Source organism: Halodesulfovibrio sp. MK-HDV (assembly GCF_009914765.1).
Taxonomy (GTDB): domain Bacteria; phylum Desulfobacterota; class Desulfovibrionia; order Desulfovibrionales; family Desulfovibrionaceae; genus Halodesulfovibrio.
Map to the genome: position 1 here is coordinate 82837 of NZ_WYDS01000019.1, position 18309 is coordinate 101145.

Sequence of the window (18309 nt, forward strand, 5' to 3'; positions counted from 1 at the left end):
GGCCTAATTATTCGTCGCCACGTTTAAGGGCTACAACGCCGGTTCTGCACAAACTACAGATGCCGTGTGGGCGTAGCATTTTGATGAGACCGTCAACTTTGTCTTCATCACCTGTAATTTCGACCATGATGGTCTCTTGGCCCATGCTCACAACGTCTGCACGGAATACTTCAAAAATCTGCATGACCTGAGTCATGGTATCTTTAGTAAAGCCAACTTTAATAAGCGCCATCTGACGGTCAACAAAGTCGTTGCGCTCAAGGGTATCAACTTCGGATACCGCAGAGAGGTTTGCGATAACGTCAAGAAGAGTTGTGATAGTTTCAGCGTCGCAATCAACAGTAATAACGAGTCTGGAAACTTCAAATTCTTCTGTTTCTGCACAGGAAATCGATTTGAAATTAACGTTACGGTCTCTAAAGACCGCAGTAACGTCTGCAACAACACCCGGCTGGTTGTTAACCAGCGCTGAGATAGTATAAATCATGTAACACTCCTTACTACCTGTAACTCTTACAGTACGCTAAAATGGGAATAGCGGTGGCACTGCGAAAAAGTTACGCAGCGGTTAGTAACTTCTTCCTAATATATTCAAGAAAGATAGGAAAGCTTGAGTTGAGGGAAGTACGCAAGTTAGTGGATGCAAACAAGCGGGGTAACATTGCTTGTTCTATGGACAAGACAATAGCAGGGCTACCGTAAAAACGATAGCCCTGCGGAAAGTTCTATAATGTTGGATTGTTACAGGTCGAAGCGTCCTTTCTCATCCATGACTGGGCATACAAGATCGACTCCGGAACGAATATGCAGATCCATTAACGTTCTCAGGGAGTAGGGGGTATGTCTTGATAGCCGAATGATGAACGTGCGTAAAAGCGAAGGCGTAGCACGCCCCTGCAAGTAAAGACGACGCATCCATTGCCACCGTGCTCTGTACGGGTAGCATTGCTTTACACCTGTTGCCCGAACAGCTCGATCCATCGATTCAATTGCTAAATCGCCTCGGCGGACGAGTTGAAAGTCAATATCTGGTACTCGCTGCCCCATATCATCACCTCGTGTTTCACTAAAAAGGGGGATTTCCCATCATATATTTTTGCCACCCCCAACGCGCAGGAACAATTATTGTTTCTGAAATCAAAATATGTATACTGAAAATAGTAATAAGGAGAGTGGTATGCGATGTTCCTGTAAGCTTTTTCTTGTGATGGCGTGTTTAGCGGTTGCCTCTGTTGCTTTAGCTGGGAGTTTGGAACGTCTCAGCGCAAGCGAAGTACATTCTTTTTTAACGACGACGCAGAAGCCGATAGTTATTCTGGATGTTCGCACACCGAAAGAATACGCAGCGGGGCATATTCGTGGTGCATTGCTGTATGATTATTATGACGAAGGATTTGAACGAAAATTGTCGCTTTTACCCAAGAATGTTACTTACGTGGTGTACTGTGCAGTAGGATTCAGGAGTCTTCGCGCTGCTCGATTTTTACAAAAAATGAGCAATGATGTTATACACATGGATGGTGGGATAAAAGAGTGGAAACGGTTGGAATATCCAGTTGTTAAGTAGGCTATGTGGTTTTCTTGCCTATTGCTTGGAAAGCATATACATAATCGAAAAATAGACTTGAATCTCTCGAGATTAGGAGACGTATTATATGTGTGGAATTATTGGGTATGCAGGCCACAGACCTGCTGTTCCCCTTGCAGTTAAGGGACTGAAAAGTCTCGAATATCGTGGGTATGATTCTGCCGGTGTGGCGTTTGTTCAAAACAAACAGCTTACAACTGTCCGTGCAGAAGGCAAGCTTATGAATCTTGAATCTAAGCTTGAAACCATGAACATTTCACTTGCTACATCCTGCATGGGACATACCCGTTGGGCAACACATGGCGCGCCAACTGAGCGCAACGCTCATCCGCATAAATCTTGGGATGAATCACTTGCGATGGTTCACAATGGCATCATTGAGAACTATCAAGAGTTGAAAAACATGCTGGCCTCCAAAGGGTATGGTTTCCGCTCTGATACAGATTCTGAAGTCTTTTGTAACCTCATCGCCGAAGGCGTAAAGCAGACCGGTTCCCTTGAAAAAGGATTGAGCTGGGCTGTTAATGAGGCAGAAGGTGCATATTCAGTTTTGGTTATGGAAGTAAGCAATCCGGATATTATTTACGGCGCACGCTGTGCATGTCCGTTTGTCTTGGGTGTCGGGCAGGGTGAAAACTTTGTTGCTTCCGATATTCCGGCATTTCTTGCGTACACACGTAACGTTGTCTTTCTTGAAGACGGCGAAATGGTGCGTATTGATGCGAATAGCTGGGCTGTAAAAGATGCACGTACGCTTGCTCCGATTGAGAAAGAGGTACATCACATTGAATGGGATGTTCAGTCTGCTCAGAAGGACGGCTACAAGCACTTTATGCTTAAAGAAATCTTTGAACAGCCACGGGTTATCAAAGATTGCCTTGCCGGTCGCGTCGATTGGCATAAACAGGAAGCTGTTTTGCCGGAATTAAGCGCTATGCCGATTCCGAAACGCCTGCACATTGTTGCATGCGGCACAAGTTTTAACGCCGGTATGTGGGCACAGCATCTTTTTGAGAGCTGGGCACGTATTCCTGTTTCCGTTGAAATTGCTTCTGAGTTCAGATACCGCGACATGATTCTTGAAGAAGGTGACGTGGTTCTGGTTATTAGTCAGTCCGGTGAAACCGCGGACACCCTTGCTGCACTTCGTATTGCGAAAGCACAGGGTATTCCGGTTGTTGGACTTTGTAACGTTGTCGGTTCATCCATAGCACGTGAATCTGATGTTACAGTCTACACACAGGCCGGACCTGAGATTTCTGTTGCCTCCACCAAGGCTATGTGTTCCCAGATGGCAGTGTTACTGTTGATGGGGCTTGCCTGGGCGGATCGCAAAGACATGCTTGATGCTACACTGCGTCGTGAAATGTTTGACGGCATCCGTAAGCTTCCTGAACTTCTGGAAGCGGAATTGCCGCGTATTCGTGAAGATGCAAAGCGTCTTGCCCGCGAATACTCCACGGCTCGCAGTTTCTTCTTCCTCGGTCGCGGTGTAGGTTACCCGCTTGCCATGGAAGGTGCACTCAAGCTCAAAGAGATTTCGTATATTCATGCTGAAGGGTATGCTGCCGGTGAAATGAAACACGGCCCTATCGCCCTTATTGATCCGGAGTTTCCAACTTTCGCCATTGCGTTACACGACCAGTTCTTTGCCAAGGTTAAATCTAACCTTGAAGAAGTTCAGGCACGCGCAGGCGATGTGATTGCTTTGACGAACCCGAACTCCGATCTTTCTGTGAAACATAAATGGGTTCTGCCGGACTGCGCCTACCCGCTTTCATCATTTTTAGTCCTTCCGGCATTACAGTTGTTCAGCTACGAGTCTGCAGACTATCTTGGCAAAGACGTGGATCAGCCACGTAACCTTGCGAAGAGTGTTACAGTAGAGTAGCGGACGAGATTATTGGTAATTGGAGATAAAGAACCTTCCTATTTTGTTTTCAAATTCGGGAAGGTTCTTTTTATTTATAAAGGATGGTTGAGAAGAGCGAAAGTTGTGTTGCGTTAGAACAATGAAGGTCGCTGCGTATGAATACCTTCAATACAGGACTCGTGTTTTTGTGAACAACATTGTTTGGTTACAGAAACAGGACGGTGCTAACCTGCGTTCTATCGTGCAGACGTTTCGTATGGATAACTTATGGGGGAAAGAGAGAGCTGTCTTACATCTAAGGAAGGAAGTATGCTGCATTCAGAGCCATTGTGGGCTGAAATAGATCTTTCTGTAATTCGTCACAACATTCGGGAAATCCGTCGGGTCGTTGGAGACCAGAAGGCAATGCTCGTTGTTGTTAAAGGTAATGCATATGGCCATGGAGCAATTCAGGTCGCAAATGCCGTTGTTCGAGAAGGTGTTGAGTATCTTGGTGTTGCCCGGTTAAGTGAAGCAATTGTCTTGAGAAACGCAGGCATTAAAGTGCCTATTTTGATTCTCGGCTATACTCCGCCTGATTGTGCACCGCGTTTGGTAGATTTGAAGCTGACGCAGACTGTGCATTCTTGTGAATATGCAGAACGTCTTGCTTCGTTTTTACATTGTGCCAAGGTAAAACTGACTGTCCATATTAAGATTGATACTGGTATGGGCAGGTTGGGTTTGTTGACGGAGAGTGTTCCGGGGCAATCTTCTATTGTAGACCGTGTGCAGGATATCGCGCGTCACGGTGTATTTAATATGGAAGGTATTTATACGCATTTTGCTGCAAGCGATGCTAACTGTCTGGATAATGCATATCATCAGTTAGAGTTGTTCACGCAGACCCTTGATTCTTTGAAAGCCGCAGGATTTGAATTTTCACGTATTCATGCCGCTAACAGTGCTGCGATTATGACCATGCCCGAGTCTCACTTTAATACGGTGCGTCCGGGGATTGTTACGTACGGATTATATCCATCGGATTCCGTGGATAAAAGCTTACTCGACTTGAGACCTGCCATGACGGTTAAGGCCTCTCTTGTGAGTGTGAAAGATGCTCCGAGTGGTACAACCGTGAGTTACGGACACACACATGTGTGTAAAGGTAATACGCGCATTGGTGTTGTCCCTATCGGGTACGCGGACGGATATGACCGTTTCCTTTCTTCTAAAGGGATAATGCTTGTTCATGGCAAGCGTGCTCCCGTTGTAGGCAGGGTCTGTATGGACCAGACCATGATTGATCTTGGACCGAACTCGAGTGCTGAATGTGGTGATGAAGTTGTTATCCTTGGTCGACAAGGTGAAAGCTCCGTCACTGCGGACGATATGGCACAGATACTCGGTACCATCAATTATGAGGTCGTTGCGCGTATTATGGCGCGTGTACGGCGAGTTTATATTTAGCTGTAGAAATTAACTTAATGAATAAAGAAAAGCCGGAACGTATATGCGTTCCGGCTTTTTTCAGTATGTGTGTATGTATTTTTTAAATGCTCGAGTTCATCTTTATTTTTAGTGTGTAATTCAGTATCGTTGCCTGCGAAGAGACTATATTATTGAGAATAGTAGGGGCATAAGTGAACTCGTTTAATATGCATGTTGGTGAAAGTCTTAATATCCAGTTAGCTAGCACAGGGCAACGTTGCTGGGGGGAAGTGGTTGGATTTAAAAAGGATAAGTACCTTCTTGTTGAGACAGGTAAGGCTGCAAATCCTCTCACTTTTTTGCCAGAAGATTCTGTCACAGTGCGCTGTGTTAGTAATGGAGATGGAGTTCTTTGTGGATTTAGAACCAAGGTCGCACGGTATCTAACTGAACCATTTACACAAGTCATCTTGCATTTTCCTCAGGAAATCGAGCGGATGCAATTGCGAAATGAATCACGGTACAATTGCTTTTGTCCAGTGACCGTGTGTCATGAAGATTTGACTTATGAGGGGATGCTTATAAACATTTCCGATCACGGCGGCAAAATCATATTGGCGGGGATTTCAGAGAGCAATGAGCAGGACTCCTGCGAATATCCATTTTTTGAAGATCAAAAAATTACGCTAGATATCAGGCCGTTTGGAACATTATTGCCGGTAAAAATTGATGCTGTAATCAAACGGATACTTATGCGTGATGGTGGTATGTCGCTGGGCGTATTTATCGATGAAGTTTTTGACGAAGAAGCTGTTTTCACTGAATTTTTAGGACGATGCAGAAAATTCAGTGAGCTGACGTGATACGATAACTAGCCTTGTTCGTGAAATAGGATGTTGTTTCGTGGCTCATTTTTTGTTCTGCGTTGGAAACGCTTTAGGCGCTTAGCCCCACTTAGGTAGTGGTTAAGCGTTTTTTTATTGAGAGGGTTGTAGACGAGCCAGTTGCGAACTGGGGAAAAGAGAAAACCCCTTCCGGTGAAGAAGGGGTTTCGAAGAGCGTTTCATAAAGAAATTTATGATTTCGATACCTGCTAAGTGGTGGTGGAGCAGTGATGCAAGCGGAATCACATCGCGTATCTCGATTGATTGCTCAATCAGTAAGAAAAGATGTAGTCCCTCTATTGAACACTGTCAACGTAAAAAATTTAGAATGTATAAAAGTAAGCCCCTATCGTTTTAGATAGGGGCTCAAAATTAGTTATGATGTCAGACGGTAAGATGTTTGAAGCTTATGCACCAAATGCAGTTGCAATGGATGTTGCGACACGTTCGCCGTCAATGGCTGCGGAAACAATGCCACCTGCGTAGCCTGCACCTTCACCACATGGGTAAAGTCCATGTACGGAAGGGTGCTCTAAGGTTATTTTGTCGCGCAGAACGCGTACGGGTGAACTGGTACGGGACTCAACACCCATCATCTGAGCTTCGTTAGAGTCGAAGCCTTTGTATTTTCTTCCGAACACAGGCAGTGCCTTGGCAAGTTTGTCCGCTATGTTGTGCGGTAACAGCTCGTTCAGCGGTGCGGCGTACAGTCCCGGTACATAGGAAGAGTCAGGCAAGGTGTCAGATATTTTACCAGCGAGGAAATCGCCAACACGTTGCGCAGGTGCTTTTTGAGATGTGCCATCGCCAGCTTCAAACATTGTTTTTTCAACAGCAGCCTGAAATGCAAGAGCTGCGAGCGGATCAGAAGGATCACCACCCACATCATCAAGGCGAATTTCGACAACAAGGCCAGCGTTTGCAAAAGGGGCGCTTCGGCTGGACATGCTCATACCATTAAGAACAAGCTCACCTGGAGCAGTTGATGCCGGTACGACAAACCCACCCGGACACATGCAGAAAGAGAATACACCGCGGTCTTCTACCTGCGCTGTGATGCGGTAGCTAGCTGCTGGTAAATTTTCGTGGCGCGGTGACTGGTGGTAGAAAATTTGGTCAATGAGTGGCTGTGGATGTTCAATACGAACACCAAGAGCAAAAGGTTTTGCTTCAACAGGCACATTGTTACGAACGAGCATATGGAAAATGTCACGTGCAGAATGGCCTGTGGCTAAAATCACGGCATCCGCATCAACACGTTCGCCGGAACCAAGGATAACACCTTTAACAGAATCGCTATCTTTGATCAGGTCAGTAACGTGTGCGCCGAAGTGGATTTCACCACCGGCCGCAATAATGGATTCACGCATGCTGGTGACAATACGCGGCAGCATGTTGGAGCCGAGGTGTGGATGCGCATCAAGGCGAATGCCTGCATCAGCACCGTTTTCAATAAATAGATTCAGAATACGCTTTACGTTGCCGCGTTTTGTTGCGCGAGTGAAAAGCTTACCGTCAGAATAGGTGCCAGCGCCACCTTCACCGAAGCAGTAGTTGGAATGCGGATCAACAACGCCGTCAGACTGAACTTTTTTCAGGTCATAACGTCGTGCTGTCACATCTTTACCGCGTTCAAGGATGATTGGCTTAATCCCTTTTTCAAGAAGGGTAAGTGCTGCAAAGTAACCGGCAGGGCCAGCGCCAACGATAGCAACGCGTTTTCCAGTTAATTTTTCTGGACAAAAAACTGATCCAGTTTCTTCTTTTGGTGCTTCGCCTAACAGCACTTGGCATACGAAGTGCGGGCTGCGTGAACGCGCATCAATAGAACGGCGAACTACATGTGACTGAATTTCCGGATCATCTGGAAATCCTGCCTTAAGTAATGCAGCCTTGCGGATTGCTTTTGCGTCGTTAATGTCGCTTGGGTCAATTTTGACCTCAACCGTTTTTTGTTCGGTTACTGGTGTCATTAGGTACTCTTTATCTGAAATATATATGGTGCGAATTGTTGTTACTGGAACGTAGCTCTCTATATAACCATCTTGGGAGGTTCGTCAAAAAATGAAAAACGATCTATATCTATCTGAAATAAAAGAATGATATTAAAAAGCTTTGCGCATTAAATTGTAACCAGTACAAAATATGCGGTAAAACACTAGTAGCGTCTGATTAAGAACACGGAGTTTTTATACTGTGTGTGAATTTCTTCAGGCGAAAAGGATTCATCGATGGATGGCATGGGAGGAATACCTACTTGTGCAAAGAGTAATGCGAGGCAGTTTGTCTTTTTTACGTACCCTATGCCTTCTGTCCCCAAAGCAACTAACTTAGAGCTAACAATTCCGATAGCCACGCCGTTTTTGTTGAAGATGGGGCCACCGCTGTTGCCGCCGTTAATACTGGCGTTGGTTTGGTATTCTGTTGTGTTGTTTTTAAAGCCAAGTATTGAACTGATAATGCCATCTGACATTTTAAGTGAGTTGCCAACTTGCTCCCCCATTGGGAAACCAAGGATGTATACAGGCTCTCCCACATTACTAATAGTGGTGAGAGCAACAGGGATCGGGCGATATTTTTCAGGCAGCGGATCAATTTTGAGAATGGCAATGTCATTTGCCTTATCTGTAAGAACAACGGTCGCAGTGTGGACTGTACCATCTGGCAAAACAACTTCTAATGTCCGCTTGCTTCCTGCAACATGTTCGCACGTAACAAGGTAACCGCGAGAATCTACTAGCCAGCAGGTTCCTGTTCCACGTCCTGTTGAGCCTTTTTCATAGCTTTTTTCAAAGCCGCAAATGACGTTCGTTCGTATTTTCTTTGCGTCAGTATATATCTGCAATTCTCTAGCAAACTCGTCTGCAAGATAACTTGGTACAAATGATTGATTTAGCCCGTAGCTTTTAGCGTAAATTTCGTAGGCAAAACCGGTAGTCGTTTTGTTTTTTTTAGAGCGTAGTTCGATTGGTTCAATGGTGGCCGCAGCATTTCCCATGACGGCCGTAGTGTGTTTGACGTGAATATGTTTAGTGCTCGGTGTTGATTTGACGCTATCAAATGTATTAAGAGCGATGCTCACTCCCATATTCCATGCTTCACTTTCTTCGATATCCAAAACACGGATGCAATCTTTGCTTTCATATGTTTTTTCACCGGAAATGTACTGCCGACTGGAACATCCACAAAGTGTTGTAAGGAATGCTGCAAAAAAAAGAGTGCGGAATAAGAAGCGGATATTGAACATAGAGTGGTCTCCGGTGAATTAAGTCGATCAAACAACAGTTTGCAGATAGCTGTTTCTTTCAAGATTAGAATACTGCTTCATCTACCCAAAATAACACATAAATGCGTATAGTAAAAAAAGGCGAAAGTCGAAAGAAAACCTCCGCACAAGAGTGCGGAGGTTTGATGCAAGAGAATGAATTAGAACAAAACTCGTTCCATATATATAATGTTAGGAGAGGTCGTGGCTCACTTCGACAATCCCGATTCTGTATCGCTGCGCTTTGCGGACGATGGTAGATTGACTTGTGCCGAGAAGCTTAGCTGCCTTGTATGTGCTTCTGCCTGAAATCAGTGCCTGCTTGATGAGCTTGCGTTCAAGTGTCTCTACTTCATCTTTCAAGTTGATGTGGGCTGCACTGGACATGATGGCACTGCCGTCTTCGTTTTCTGAAAGGAAATGCGGCGGCAGATAATCTGGAGTAATTAAGTCCTGATCACTCATTGCAACGAGATAGTCTACTGCTGCGCGTAGTTCCCGAACGTTACCCGGCCATCTGTTTTGAGAAAGCGTTGAAAGTAGATCCGGAGAAAGCGTTTTGCGTAAATTGTATTTCAAGTTTGCACTGGTCAGGAAGTGCTGCACCAGCAACGGGATGTCTTCAGACCGGTCGCGTAATGGTGGAATGGAAACAATAAGTACACGCAGACGGTAGTACAAGTCTTCTCGGAAGGTGCCGGAAGCCAGAAGCTTATCGAATGATTTGTTTGTTGCAGCGATAATGCGGACATTTGGTTTCAACTGGGTTGTGCCACCAACTTTACGGTAGCCGTCACCGTCGAGAACATGCAGAAGTTTAACCTGCATAAGCAATGGAAGCTCTGCTACTTCATCAAGGAAGAGTGTTCCGCCATCCGCAAGTTCAAACAAACCGGCTTTGCCTTTATCAGATGCGCCGGAGAACGCTCCAGCTTCGTATCCGAAAAGTTCTGCCTCAAGCAGTTCACTTGGAATTGCGCCACAGTTGATTGAGATGAAAGCACCTTCGCCGCGTCCACACTGTTTGTGGATTGTGCCTGCTGTGAGTGTTTTACCTGTACCTGTTTCCCCTAACAGTAATACAGGAGCATCAACCTGTGCCGCTCGCTGGATGTCCTGCGAGAGTTGCAGCATGGCTGGGCTGTTCCCCAATACACCCTCAGCTTGACCTTTTTCCAATGTTTTTAATTTATCTTTATATACCTGTGCTTCCAACTCATATTTACTGAGTTTGGTTTGCAAAGTCTTCAGTTCACTGATGTCTCGGATACATGCAATGGCTCGCCATGCTTCACCATTTGCATCAAAAATTGGTGTACTTGTGTTGAGGCAACGCACGCCGTTGCTGTAGTCGTCAAACATTGTTACAGAGTGGCCTGCTTCGAGAGCTCGCAGGGTTACACATGTAGTTGTGTAGCCCATTTCAACCGCTTCTGAAACATGCTTGCCAATTACCCCCTCGGCTTTAATACCGGCAATTCGCTCCATCGCTTTGTTAACGCGTTGTGTGATGCCGTTTCCGTCAATTACCCAAATACCGTCGTGCATGGATTCAAAAAGAACATCGAGTTCTTCTTTATGAAGAGCTGCGTTTTGGAAGCTCTTGTCATTAATGCTGTAGACCGTGACGGAGCGATATTCGGTAGATCGGTCAATCCAGTGCCAGGTGACACAGTAATTTATGCTACGAATTTTTACAAAAACGGTGGCACCTTCAGTCATATTTGCCAATTGCAGGGCATCTGCAGGCAACGCATATTGCTGAATGTGATGCAGAAATGACTTGGGCGCATCTGCTTGTGAAAAGATAGGAAATAGTGTGCAAAGATTGTTAGTATATTTGTCTATAACCCACTCTTTTCCTTTGCAAAGAACGGTTGAGAAAAAATTCTCATTTGCGGGATTTTGTGTCGTGGTTCGATTAGTTGGCATAGTTCCCCTCGTTTTGTGATAATTCATTCTTGCATCGAATTTTCAGAAAATCTACACATCTCATTAAGTTTTTTTTAAAATCAATGCAAGAATGACTTGCTTATTAGTTTGCGTTCATTAGGCGCTCAGTAAAAATCCTTATAATGCGTGAGGTTGCGGGAAATGTGACAATTGGCACAAGGATTGCTTTTAGAGAAGTGTTGCAAAGCAGTAGAATGAACTTCGTGGGACAGGTTACATACTACTCTATAGGTTTGGTGTATTAGGTTACGCCAAAAAAGAGATTACGATAGCGAAGGCTATCGAAAAAGGTTTTGGAGGGCATAAGATTTATGGCTGAGACTCAGACTACGTTAAAAAAGTCGATTAAGCCTAGTCAGGCTTGGGCGCTTGCGCTTGGCGCAATTTTAGGTTGGGGCGCATTTGTATTGCCGGCATTGAGATTTTTGCCAACAGCGGGACCACTTGCAGCTTGCATTGGTTTTGCATTAGGCGGAGCAATGTTAGTTTTTGTTGCCATGAGTTATGGCGACATGATCGGTAAGTACCCTGTTGCTGGTGGCGAATTCGTATTTGCATATGTCGGATTTGGCCCTACAGCCGCATTTATTTGTGGTTGGGCATTAGCGCTCGGTTATATTTGTATTATTGCACTTAACGCGTCAGCGCTAGCGCTGCTCTTTAGATTCCTCCTTCCAGGGGTATTTGAAGTTGGTTATCTGTATACAGTAGTAGGTTGGGACATTTACGCCGGCGAACTTGCAATGCTTATTGCTATCCTCGTAGGCTCAGGTTGGATCAACTACCGCGGTGCGGATCTTGTTGGTAAGATTCAGGTTTTCCTCGCAATTGCTCTGGTTGGTGGCGTATTCGCGCTCTTCGCCGGAACAGTTATGCATGAATCTTCTTCTTTAACTAACTTGCTTCCACTGTACGCTGTAGAACGCAGCCCTATGGCATCAATCATGGCGATCGTAGCTATTGCACCTTGGCTCTACGTTGGCTTTGATACTATTCCACAGGCTGCTGAAGAATTTGATTTCCCGCATGAGATGGCAACAAAACTGATGGTAACCGCGATTCTGTGTGGAGTTTTCCTCTACGCAATGGTTACTCTCTCTGTAGCTGGTCTCATACCTTATAAAGAACTTTTAGCTATGGATGTACCTTGGGCTACTGGCTACGTTGCTCACCTTTCATTAGGTAAAGCAGGTAGTGTGATTCTCGCAATGGCGGTTTCAGCAGCTATCTTCACCGGCATTAACGGTTTCTTCCTCGCATCTTCCCGTTTGCTCTTCAGCATCGGTCGCGCAAGAATCCTTCCTGCATGGTTCGGAGATATTCATCCAAAGTATGGTACTCCGCATAAGTCGATTGTATTTGTAACCCTGCTTACCATTATCGCACCGTTCTTCGGTCGTGAGGTACTGAACTGGGTAGTAGATATGTCAGCGGTTGGTACCGTTATTGGTTACCTCTTCACTTGCCTTGCTGCGTACAAAGTTGCTGTAGCGTTCCGTAGTGAAGAAAAAACCTCTAAGAAGATTATTTTTGCGGCGGTTGGTTCTGTGAGTTCCGTAATCTGTATCCTGCTTCTTACCGTTCCTGGTTCCCCTGGTTCCATCGGCACAGAATCTTGGATCGCATTGGTACTCTGGACTCTTCTCGGCGCAGTTTTCTACAAAATGAAAATGAGCGAATTCAAAGGCCTTGATCTTAAGACTCAGTCATCTTTGATGATGGGCGGTTTAGATCTCCCTACATTCTTCAAGAAATAGAAGAATCCTAATTTCAAGGTATTAAACAAATAAAAAGGATAGAAAGTGATGCATCACACATTCCATTCAGTAAGCAAGACTGTACACGGCGTAGGTTCAATTGCACAGACTGGCGACGAAGTTAAAGCCCTTGGCGGCAAACGTGCAATTATCGTAACTGACCCAGGTCTTGCATCTCTCGGCCTTCATGCGCCGGTAGAAGAAGCTCTCAAAGCTGCAGGCGTTGAGTTTGTTCTCTTCCCAAAAGCAGAACTTGAGCCAAATGCTGACTCTATCCAGGCTTGCGCCAACGCAGCAACCGAATTCAAAGCTGACGTTATGATCGGCTTCGGTGGCGGTAGTGCTCTTGATACTGCAAAAGCAGCTTCTGTTCTCGCAGTTCACGAAGGTCCTATCTCCAAGTACTTCGGCGTAAACGTTGTTCCTGGTCCGTGTATGCCAATGATCGCAATTCCTACAACTGCGGGCACTGGTTCTGAAATGACTTCCATTTCAGTACTGACCAACAACGAAACTGGTGCGAAAATGGGTGTTGTAAGTGATTACCTGTACGCTAACGCTGTTATCCTTGATCCAGCGATCACTACAGGTCTTCCAGCTCACGTAACCGCAATGACCGGCGTAGACGCATTCGTTCACGCAATGGAATCATTTGTTGGACTCCGTGCTACTCCATTTACCGATGCTCAGAACCTTGCAGCAATGAAAATGATCGCTGCGAACATTCGTACAGCGTACACCAATGGTTCTAACCTCGAAGCTCGTGAAGCAATGATTTACGGATCAGCTCTCGCAGGTCTCGGCTTCGGTAACACTCAGAACGGTGTTATCCACGCAGTAGGTACTTCTGTTCCTGCAACATACAAACTGCCTCACGGCCTCCTGATGGCATGTTTCGCTCCAGTTGGTATTAGCTTCAACTACATGGCTAACCCTGAGAAATATGCAATCGTTGCTGACATCCTGAACGGCGAAGACACTTGTGGTCCTGTTCTGGAACGCGCAGAAGGCTGTGCTGAAGCATTCATCAACATGCTCGAAGATCTCGACATTAAAGTTGGTCTTGCTCCTTACGGTGTGCAGGAATCTGATCTTGAAGGCATCGCAACTCGTGCAATGGCTGCAAAACGTCTTATGGACAACAACCCACGCCAGTGTACTGAGAAGCAGCTTCTCGACCACTTACAGAAAACTTTTTAGCGCATAGGGGTCCCCTTAGCAGCGCCGGAGCCGTTATCACCGTCGCGACTAAGGGGTTCCCCCTCCTAAAAGCTGACTATATTTTATTTTATTATTATACTTTGATTTAGTAGAAGGGTAAAAAAATGAGCAATTCAGAAATTACAAAAGCGGTACAGCAAGATAAAGCTAACTGTTGGCACCACCTCACCCAGCACAAACCATTTGACGGTGACGCAAACCCGATGATGATTGTTTCCGGTGAAGGTATGCGTATTAAAGACGCAAACGGCAACGAGTTTCTTGATGCTGTTTCCGGTGGTGTTTGGACTGTTAACGTAGGCTACGGCCGTGAAGAAATTGCGAAAGCAGTTTACGATCAGCTCAAAAAGCTTTGTTACTTCGCTGGTTCTGCCGGTACCATTCCAGGTGCACAGTTTGCTGAAGCTCTCATCGACAAAATGCCTGGCATGAGTCGTGTTTACTACTCAAACTCCGGTTCTGAAGCTAACGAAAAAGCTTACAAAATCGTACGTCAGCTCGCACACCTCAAAGGTGACGGCTCTAAACACAAAATTATTTTCCGCGATCGTGACTACCACGGTACTACCATTGGTGCATTGTCCTCCACTGGTCAGTTCGAGCGTAAAAACCAGTACGGTCCATTCGCTCCTGGTTTTGTAGAGCTTGCTCATTGTAACTGTTACCGTTGCCCATTCGGCAAAGAATACGGTAGCTGTGACATCGAATGTGCTCACGCTCTCGAGACTCTCATCCAGAATGAAGGTCCTGAAAACGTTGGCGGCGTAATCCTCGAGCCAATCACCGCTGGTGGCGGCGTAATCGTACCTGTACCTGAGTACTTCCCGATTATCCGCGAAATATGTGACCGTCACGGCGTTCTTCTTCACATTGATGAAGTTGTATGTGGTCTCGGCCGTACAGGTAAATGGTTCGGTTACCAGCACTTTGACTTCACCCCGGACATGGTAACCATGGCTAAAGGTGTTGCATCTGGTTACGCAGGTATCTCCTGTACCGTAACTACTGAAAAAGTTTTTGATGAGTTCAAAGCTGATCCATCCGATCGCATGCACTACTTCCGCGATATCTCCACTTTCGGTGGTTGTACCGCAGGTCCAGCAGCTGCACTTGCTAACATGGACATCATCATTAAAGAGAACCTTCTTGAAAACGTTGTTACCATGGGTGACTACTTCCAGGATCGTCTCTTTGAGCTCAAAGACAAGTACTCCATTATCGGCGACGTTCGCGGTAAAGGCCTCTTCCAGGGTCTCGAGCTCGTTAAAGATCGTGCAACTAAAGAGCCTGTTGACGAAGCTGTTGCAGCTGGTATCGCAGGAAATTGTGGTAAAGAAGGCGTAATCATCGGCCGTACAAACCGCTCTTTCAAAGAGTTCAACAACACTCTTTGCTTCAGCCCTGCACTGATCGCTGGTAAATCTGAAATTGATGAAATCATTGATGCACTCGATAAATCTTTTGCATCTGTTTCTGCATAACTAAAATAATTCATATTCTTAGGAGATAAGACAATGATCGTAGGCGTACTTAAAGAAATTAAAGTTAAAGAAAATCGCGTTTGTATGACTCCAGCTGGCGTTACCACTATGGTATCCCGTGGTCACGAAGTTCTCGTAGAGAAAAATGCTGGCGTTGGTTCCGGTTTCTCTGATGCAGAATACGTAGCAGCAGGCGCAACTATCATCGATACTCCGCAGGCAATTTGCGACAAAGCTGAAATGGTAATGCACGTTAAAGAACCACAGCCTTCCGAATACGGCATGCTCCGTAAAGGCCAGATCCTCTTTACTTACCTGCACCTTGCTGCTGACAAACCACAGACCGAAGGTCTCATGGCATCCGGCGCAACTTGCATCGCATACGAAACTGTTCAGAAAGCTGACCGTTCCCTTCCACTTCTTACACCAATGTCTGAAGTTGCTGGCCGTATGTCTATCCAGCAGGGTTCTGTTGCTCTCGAAAAAACAAACGGCGGCCTTGGTAAACTCCTCGGTGGCGTACCAGGCGTAGCTCCTGCTAAAGTAATGGTAATCGGCGGCGGCGTTGTTGGCGTTCAGGCTGCTAAAATGGCTTGTGGCCTCGGCGCACAGGTTTACCTCATGGACATCAGCCTTGATCGTCTTCGTTACCTCGCAGACGTAATGCCTGCTAACTGCACCACCCTCATGTCTTCTAAAGGCGCTATCCAGGAACTTCTTCCAGAAATGGATATGGTTGTTGGCGCAGTTCTTATCCCAGGTGCAAAAGCTCCTGCTGTTGTTACTCGTGAAGACCTCAAACTCATGAAAAAAGGCGCAGCACTCGTTGACGTTGCTATCGACCAGGGTGGTTGCTTCGAAACTTCTAAAGCAACAACTCACGAAAACCCAACTTACGAAGTAGAAGGCGTAATCCACTACTGCGTAGCTAACATCCCTGGTGCAGTTCCTGCAACTTCCACCATGGCTCTTACTAACGCTACTCTTCCTTACGCTCTCGAAATCGCCAACAAAGGTTGGAAGAAAGCTTGTCAGGAAAACGAAGAAATCAAACTTGGTCTCAACGTTCACGAAGGCAAACTCACATACAAAGCTGTTTGTGACGCATTTGGCTTCGATTACACTCCAGTTGAAGACGTATTATAAGTTAAATTGCCAATCAGCTTTCGGCTCAGCATAACTCTATAATCCGAAAGCGAATGGTAGTGTAAGGTTTACGCCTTACAAGCGCGTGTAAACGCGTCTAAGTAGCAAATGCTATTTGGGTATATAAGCAGCAGCATGATTTTTCATGCTGCTGCTTTTTTTTGTAACTTTTTTTATTGATATATTGTCTGAGTGAAGAATTTCTTTTATGCAGTACTGCTGCTATAAAGGAATTTTTTTTGTTACTTCCCCTTTTTTTATGTATATATTATTGTACATACATTTTTTTTAAAATATTTCTAATCTTATGAACAGTTGTAACAATAAAATTTATTGCCATTTCATTTTTTATGTGGAGACTCAGTCTTTATCGGTTCTTTTTAGCGTTTTTTGTAAATGTTAAAGCTGTTAGATATAATAAAGATGAAATTTGTTGCGTAACAGTATAGGGGTATTGTTGATTGTTTGGAGTGACACAGATCCTGTGTTGAAAATTTTCCCCGCAGTTTGTGAATAACAGCTCGCGGCGTTCATCAGCGTGCTAGGGCTTTGCAACTTAACGTACGTTGGTGACACAATAAGGATGCGACGAAGGTATGTAGGGTATCTTTGTAACCGCTCTGGGTAGGGTTGGTGTGGCGCAGTGTGGGCTGTGTCGAAATTCGCTGATGCGTCCGCTAATTTGGATCGCATATCCTTGTGGAAGGAAGTGGAAGGGCGTTTCCACTTCCTTCATTTTTTGGTCGGATAAAAAAGCCCTGCATATGAAAATATGCAGGGCTTTTTATTTTTGTTTTTTCCAGAATTAAACTGACACCGCTAAGCTCTTTATGGCTTTACCTGTTAGAGTTTATAACTTTTGATCTGCGGGTGTTTCGTTGTTTCTGCGCTCTTAGATTTTTAGCGATTCTAACTTATAAATTTTCTGCGATTTCTAATGCCCGCTTTCCGGCTTCCCATCCAATAAGTGCTTTTTTTCTTGCTGTGCCCCAACGATAGTTCTTGAGAGCTCCAGTGTTCGTAATGACTCGATGACACGGGATTAGGTACCCTATGGAATTTTTTGCGATAGCAGTGCCGACAGCACGGGAAGCCTTGGGTTTGCCAATGTGTTGCGCGATGTCTTGGTAGCTCACAAGGTTCCCTGAAGGAATAGTGAGAAGGGCACGCCATACGTTAATTTGAAAATTTGTTCCTTTCACGAGCAAGGTAATGGGACGACTTGGTGCCAATGAAGGATAAAAAATTTTTTGTATCTTTGGCTGAATCGTGGATGCGTTCTGAACAAAGGTCGCATTGCACCATTCTGCTTTAAGTTGCTCGAGCAGCTCTTCCTTGTCTTCGTCAACAAAGCCAAGATAGCATACTCCGCGTTCTGTTGTGGCTAACAAGCATACTCCAAATGGAGATGGGGCAAAGCCATACTCTATGGTCAGATTGGCCCCTTGCTTCTTAAAGTCACCAGGAGTCATTGCCTCAAAGTTGATAAATAAATCGTGAAGCCTGCTTGATCCAGACAGTCCGGCAGAGTGTGCAGTGTCGAGAATAGAAGTTTTTTCGGCGAGGCATTTTTTTTGTGTATTCTACAGTGAGAAAATGAAGAAACTGAATCGGAGTGACCCCAACCCATTGTTTAAAAAGACGTGAAAAGTGATGTTTGCTCAAGTGAACATGTGCAGCAATGGTATCCAGCGAAGGCTGTTTCATTGCATTCTGTTCAATGTAGCGGAT

15 protein-coding genes are annotated in these 18309 nt (G+C 45.3%); 8 read left to right on the forward strand and 7 right to left on the reverse strand.

Going from position 1 to position 18309, the window contains the following annotated elements:
* Positions 1–7 precede the first annotated feature (7 nt).
* A complete protein-coding gene (gene ilvN, locus MKHDV_RS14815; protein ID WP_160716642.1) occupies positions 8–487 on the reverse strand; it encodes an acetolactate synthase small subunit in 480 nt (159 codons plus the stop codon).
* A gap of 254 nt (positions 488–741) precedes the next feature.
* On the reverse strand, positions 742–1047 hold the full coding sequence (locus tag MKHDV_RS14820) for a hypothetical protein (RefSeq protein ID WP_160716644.1): 306 nt from the start codon (positions 1045–1047) through the stop codon (positions 742–744).
* A gap of 130 nt (positions 1048–1177) precedes the next feature.
* Between MKHDV_RS14820 and MKHDV_RS14825 the strand changes: the two genes are divergently transcribed.
* The 4 genes from MKHDV_RS14825 to MKHDV_RS14840 all read left to right on the forward strand — a co-directional run bounded on the left by MKHDV_RS14825 (position 1178) and on the right by MKHDV_RS14840 (position 5734).
* The gene (locus MKHDV_RS14825) at positions 1178–1567 is read left to right on the forward strand and encodes a rhodanese-like domain-containing protein (RefSeq protein ID WP_160716646.1); all 390 of its coding nucleotides are present in this window, start codon (positions 1178–1180) and stop codon (positions 1565–1567) included.
* Positions 1568–1655: 88 nt separating this feature from the next.
* The gene (gene glmS / locus MKHDV_RS14830; protein WP_160716648.1) at positions 1656–3479 is read left to right on the forward strand and encodes a glutamine--fructose-6-phosphate transaminase (isomerizing); all 1824 of its coding nucleotides are present in this window, start codon (positions 1656–1658) and stop codon (positions 3477–3479) included.
* A gap of 291 nt (positions 3480–3770) precedes the next feature.
* Positions 3771–4910, forward strand: coding sequence for an alanine racemase (alr, locus tag MKHDV_RS14835; protein ID WP_160716650.1), 1140 nt, complete (start codon positions 3771–3773; stop codon positions 4908–4910).
* Between the two features lie 173 nt (positions 4911–5083).
* The gene (locus MKHDV_RS14840; protein ID WP_216846934.1) at positions 5084–5734 is read left to right on the forward strand and encodes a PilZ domain-containing protein; all 651 of its coding nucleotides are present in this window, start codon (positions 5084–5086) and stop codon (positions 5732–5734) included.
* 428 nt (positions 5735–6162) lie between these two features.
* Here the strand turns inward: MKHDV_RS14840 and MKHDV_RS14845 are convergent, their stop codons facing one another.
* The 3 genes from MKHDV_RS14845 to MKHDV_RS14855 form a co-directional block, all read right to left on the reverse strand.
* Entirely contained in the window at positions 6163–7728 is a 1566-nt protein-coding gene (locus MKHDV_RS14845) for an NAD(P)/FAD-dependent oxidoreductase (RefSeq protein WP_160716654.1), read from the reverse strand.
* 185 nt (positions 7729–7913) lie between these two features.
* On the reverse strand, positions 7914–9002 hold the full coding sequence (locus MKHDV_RS14850) for a S1C family serine protease (protein ID WP_160716656.1): 1089 nt from the start codon (positions 9000–9002) through the stop codon (positions 7914–7916).
* 210 nt (positions 9003–9212) lie between these two features.
* Positions 9213–10952 (reverse strand): sigma-54-dependent Fis family transcriptional regulator, encoded by a 1740-nt coding sequence (locus tag MKHDV_RS14855; protein WP_160716658.1) that lies wholly within the window; start codon positions 10950–10952, stop codon positions 9213–9215.
* 332 nt (positions 10953–11284) lie between these two features.
* Between MKHDV_RS14855 and MKHDV_RS14860 the strand changes: the two genes are divergently transcribed.
* The 4 genes from MKHDV_RS14860 (at position 11285) to ald (ending at position 16578) form a co-directional block, all read left to right on the forward strand.
* A complete protein-coding gene (locus tag MKHDV_RS14860; RefSeq protein ID WP_160716660.1) occupies positions 11285–12730 on the forward strand; it encodes an APC family permease in 1446 nt (481 codons plus the stop codon).
* 48 nt (positions 12731–12778) lie between these two features.
* Entirely contained in the window at positions 12779–13930 is a 1152-nt protein-coding gene (locus MKHDV_RS14865) for an iron-containing alcohol dehydrogenase (RefSeq protein WP_160716668.1), read from the forward strand.
* Between the two features lie 125 nt (positions 13931–14055).
* Positions 14056–15432: an aspartate aminotransferase family protein gene (locus MKHDV_RS14870; protein ID WP_160716662.1), complete on the forward strand. Its 1377-nt coding sequence runs from the start codon at positions 14056–14058 to the stop codon at positions 15430–15432.
* Between the two features lie 33 nt (positions 15433–15465).
* Entirely contained in the window at positions 15466–16578 is a 1113-nt protein-coding gene (ald, locus tag MKHDV_RS14875) for an alanine dehydrogenase (RefSeq protein ID WP_160716664.1), read from the forward strand.
* 914 nt (positions 16579–17492) lie between these two features.
* Here the strand turns inward: ald and MKHDV_RS18740 are convergent.
* Both MKHDV_RS18740 and MKHDV_RS18745 read right to left on the reverse strand, forming a co-directional pair.
* A complete protein-coding gene (locus MKHDV_RS18740) occupies positions 17493–18050 on the reverse strand; it encodes a methylated-DNA--[protein]-cysteine S-methyltransferase (RefSeq protein WP_371416034.1) in 558 nt (185 codons plus the stop codon).
* Between the two features lie 4 nt (positions 18051–18054).
* Positions 18055–18309, reverse strand: a 255-nt coding sequence (locus MKHDV_RS18745; protein WP_216846936.1) for an AraC family transcriptional regulator, incomplete at its 5' end; no start/stop codon positions are given.

Excerpts from the sequence above, each read along its gene's own strand:
- MKHDV_RS14860 (WP_160716660.1), top strand. The coding sequence starts at position 11,285 with ATGGCTGAGACTCAGACTACGTTAAAAAAGTCGATTAAGCCTAGTCAG.
- glmS (WP_160716648.1), top strand. The coding sequence starts at position 1,656 with ATGTGTGGAATTATTGGGTATGCAGGCCACAGACCTGCTGTTCCCCTT.
- MKHDV_RS14870 (WP_160716662.1), top strand. The coding sequence starts at position 14,056 with ATGAGCAATTCAGAAATTACAAAAGCGGTACAGCAAGATAAAGCTAAC.
- MKHDV_RS14850 (WP_160716656.1), bottom strand. The coding sequence starts at position 9,002 with ATGTTCAATATCCGCTTCTTATTCCGCACTCTTTTTTTTGCAGCATTC.
- ald (WP_160716664.1), top strand. The coding sequence starts at position 15,466 with ATGATCGTAGGCGTACTTAAAGAAATTAAAGTTAAAGAAAATCGCGTT.
- MKHDV_RS14845 (WP_160716654.1), bottom strand. The coding sequence starts at position 7,728 with ATGACACCAGTAACCGAACAAAAAACGGTTGAGGTCAAAATTGACCCA.
- alr (WP_160716650.1), top strand. The coding sequence starts at position 3,771 with ATGCTGCATTCAGAGCCATTGTGGGCTGAAATAGATCTTTCTGTAATT.
- MKHDV_RS14825 (WP_160716646.1), top strand. The coding sequence starts at position 1,178 with ATGCGATGTTCCTGTAAGCTTTTTCTTGTGATGGCGTGTTTAGCGGTT.
- MKHDV_RS14820 (WP_160716644.1), bottom strand. The coding sequence starts at position 1,047 with ATGGGGCAGCGAGTACCAGATATTGACTTTCAACTCGTCCGCCGAGGC.
- MKHDV_RS14865 (WP_160716668.1), top strand. The coding sequence starts at position 12,779 with ATGCATCACACATTCCATTCAGTAAGCAAGACTGTACACGGCGTAGGT.
- MKHDV_RS14855 (WP_160716658.1), bottom strand. The coding sequence starts at position 10,952 with ATGCCAACTAATCGAACCACGACACAAAATCCCGCAAATGAGAATTTT.
- ilvN (WP_160716642.1), bottom strand. The coding sequence starts at position 487 with ATGATTTATACTATCTCAGCGCTGGTTAACAACCAGCCGGGTGTTGTT.
- MKHDV_RS18740 (WP_371416034.1), bottom strand. The coding sequence starts at position 18,050 with ATGACTCCTGGTGACTTTAAGAAGCAAGGGGCCAATCTGACCATAGAG.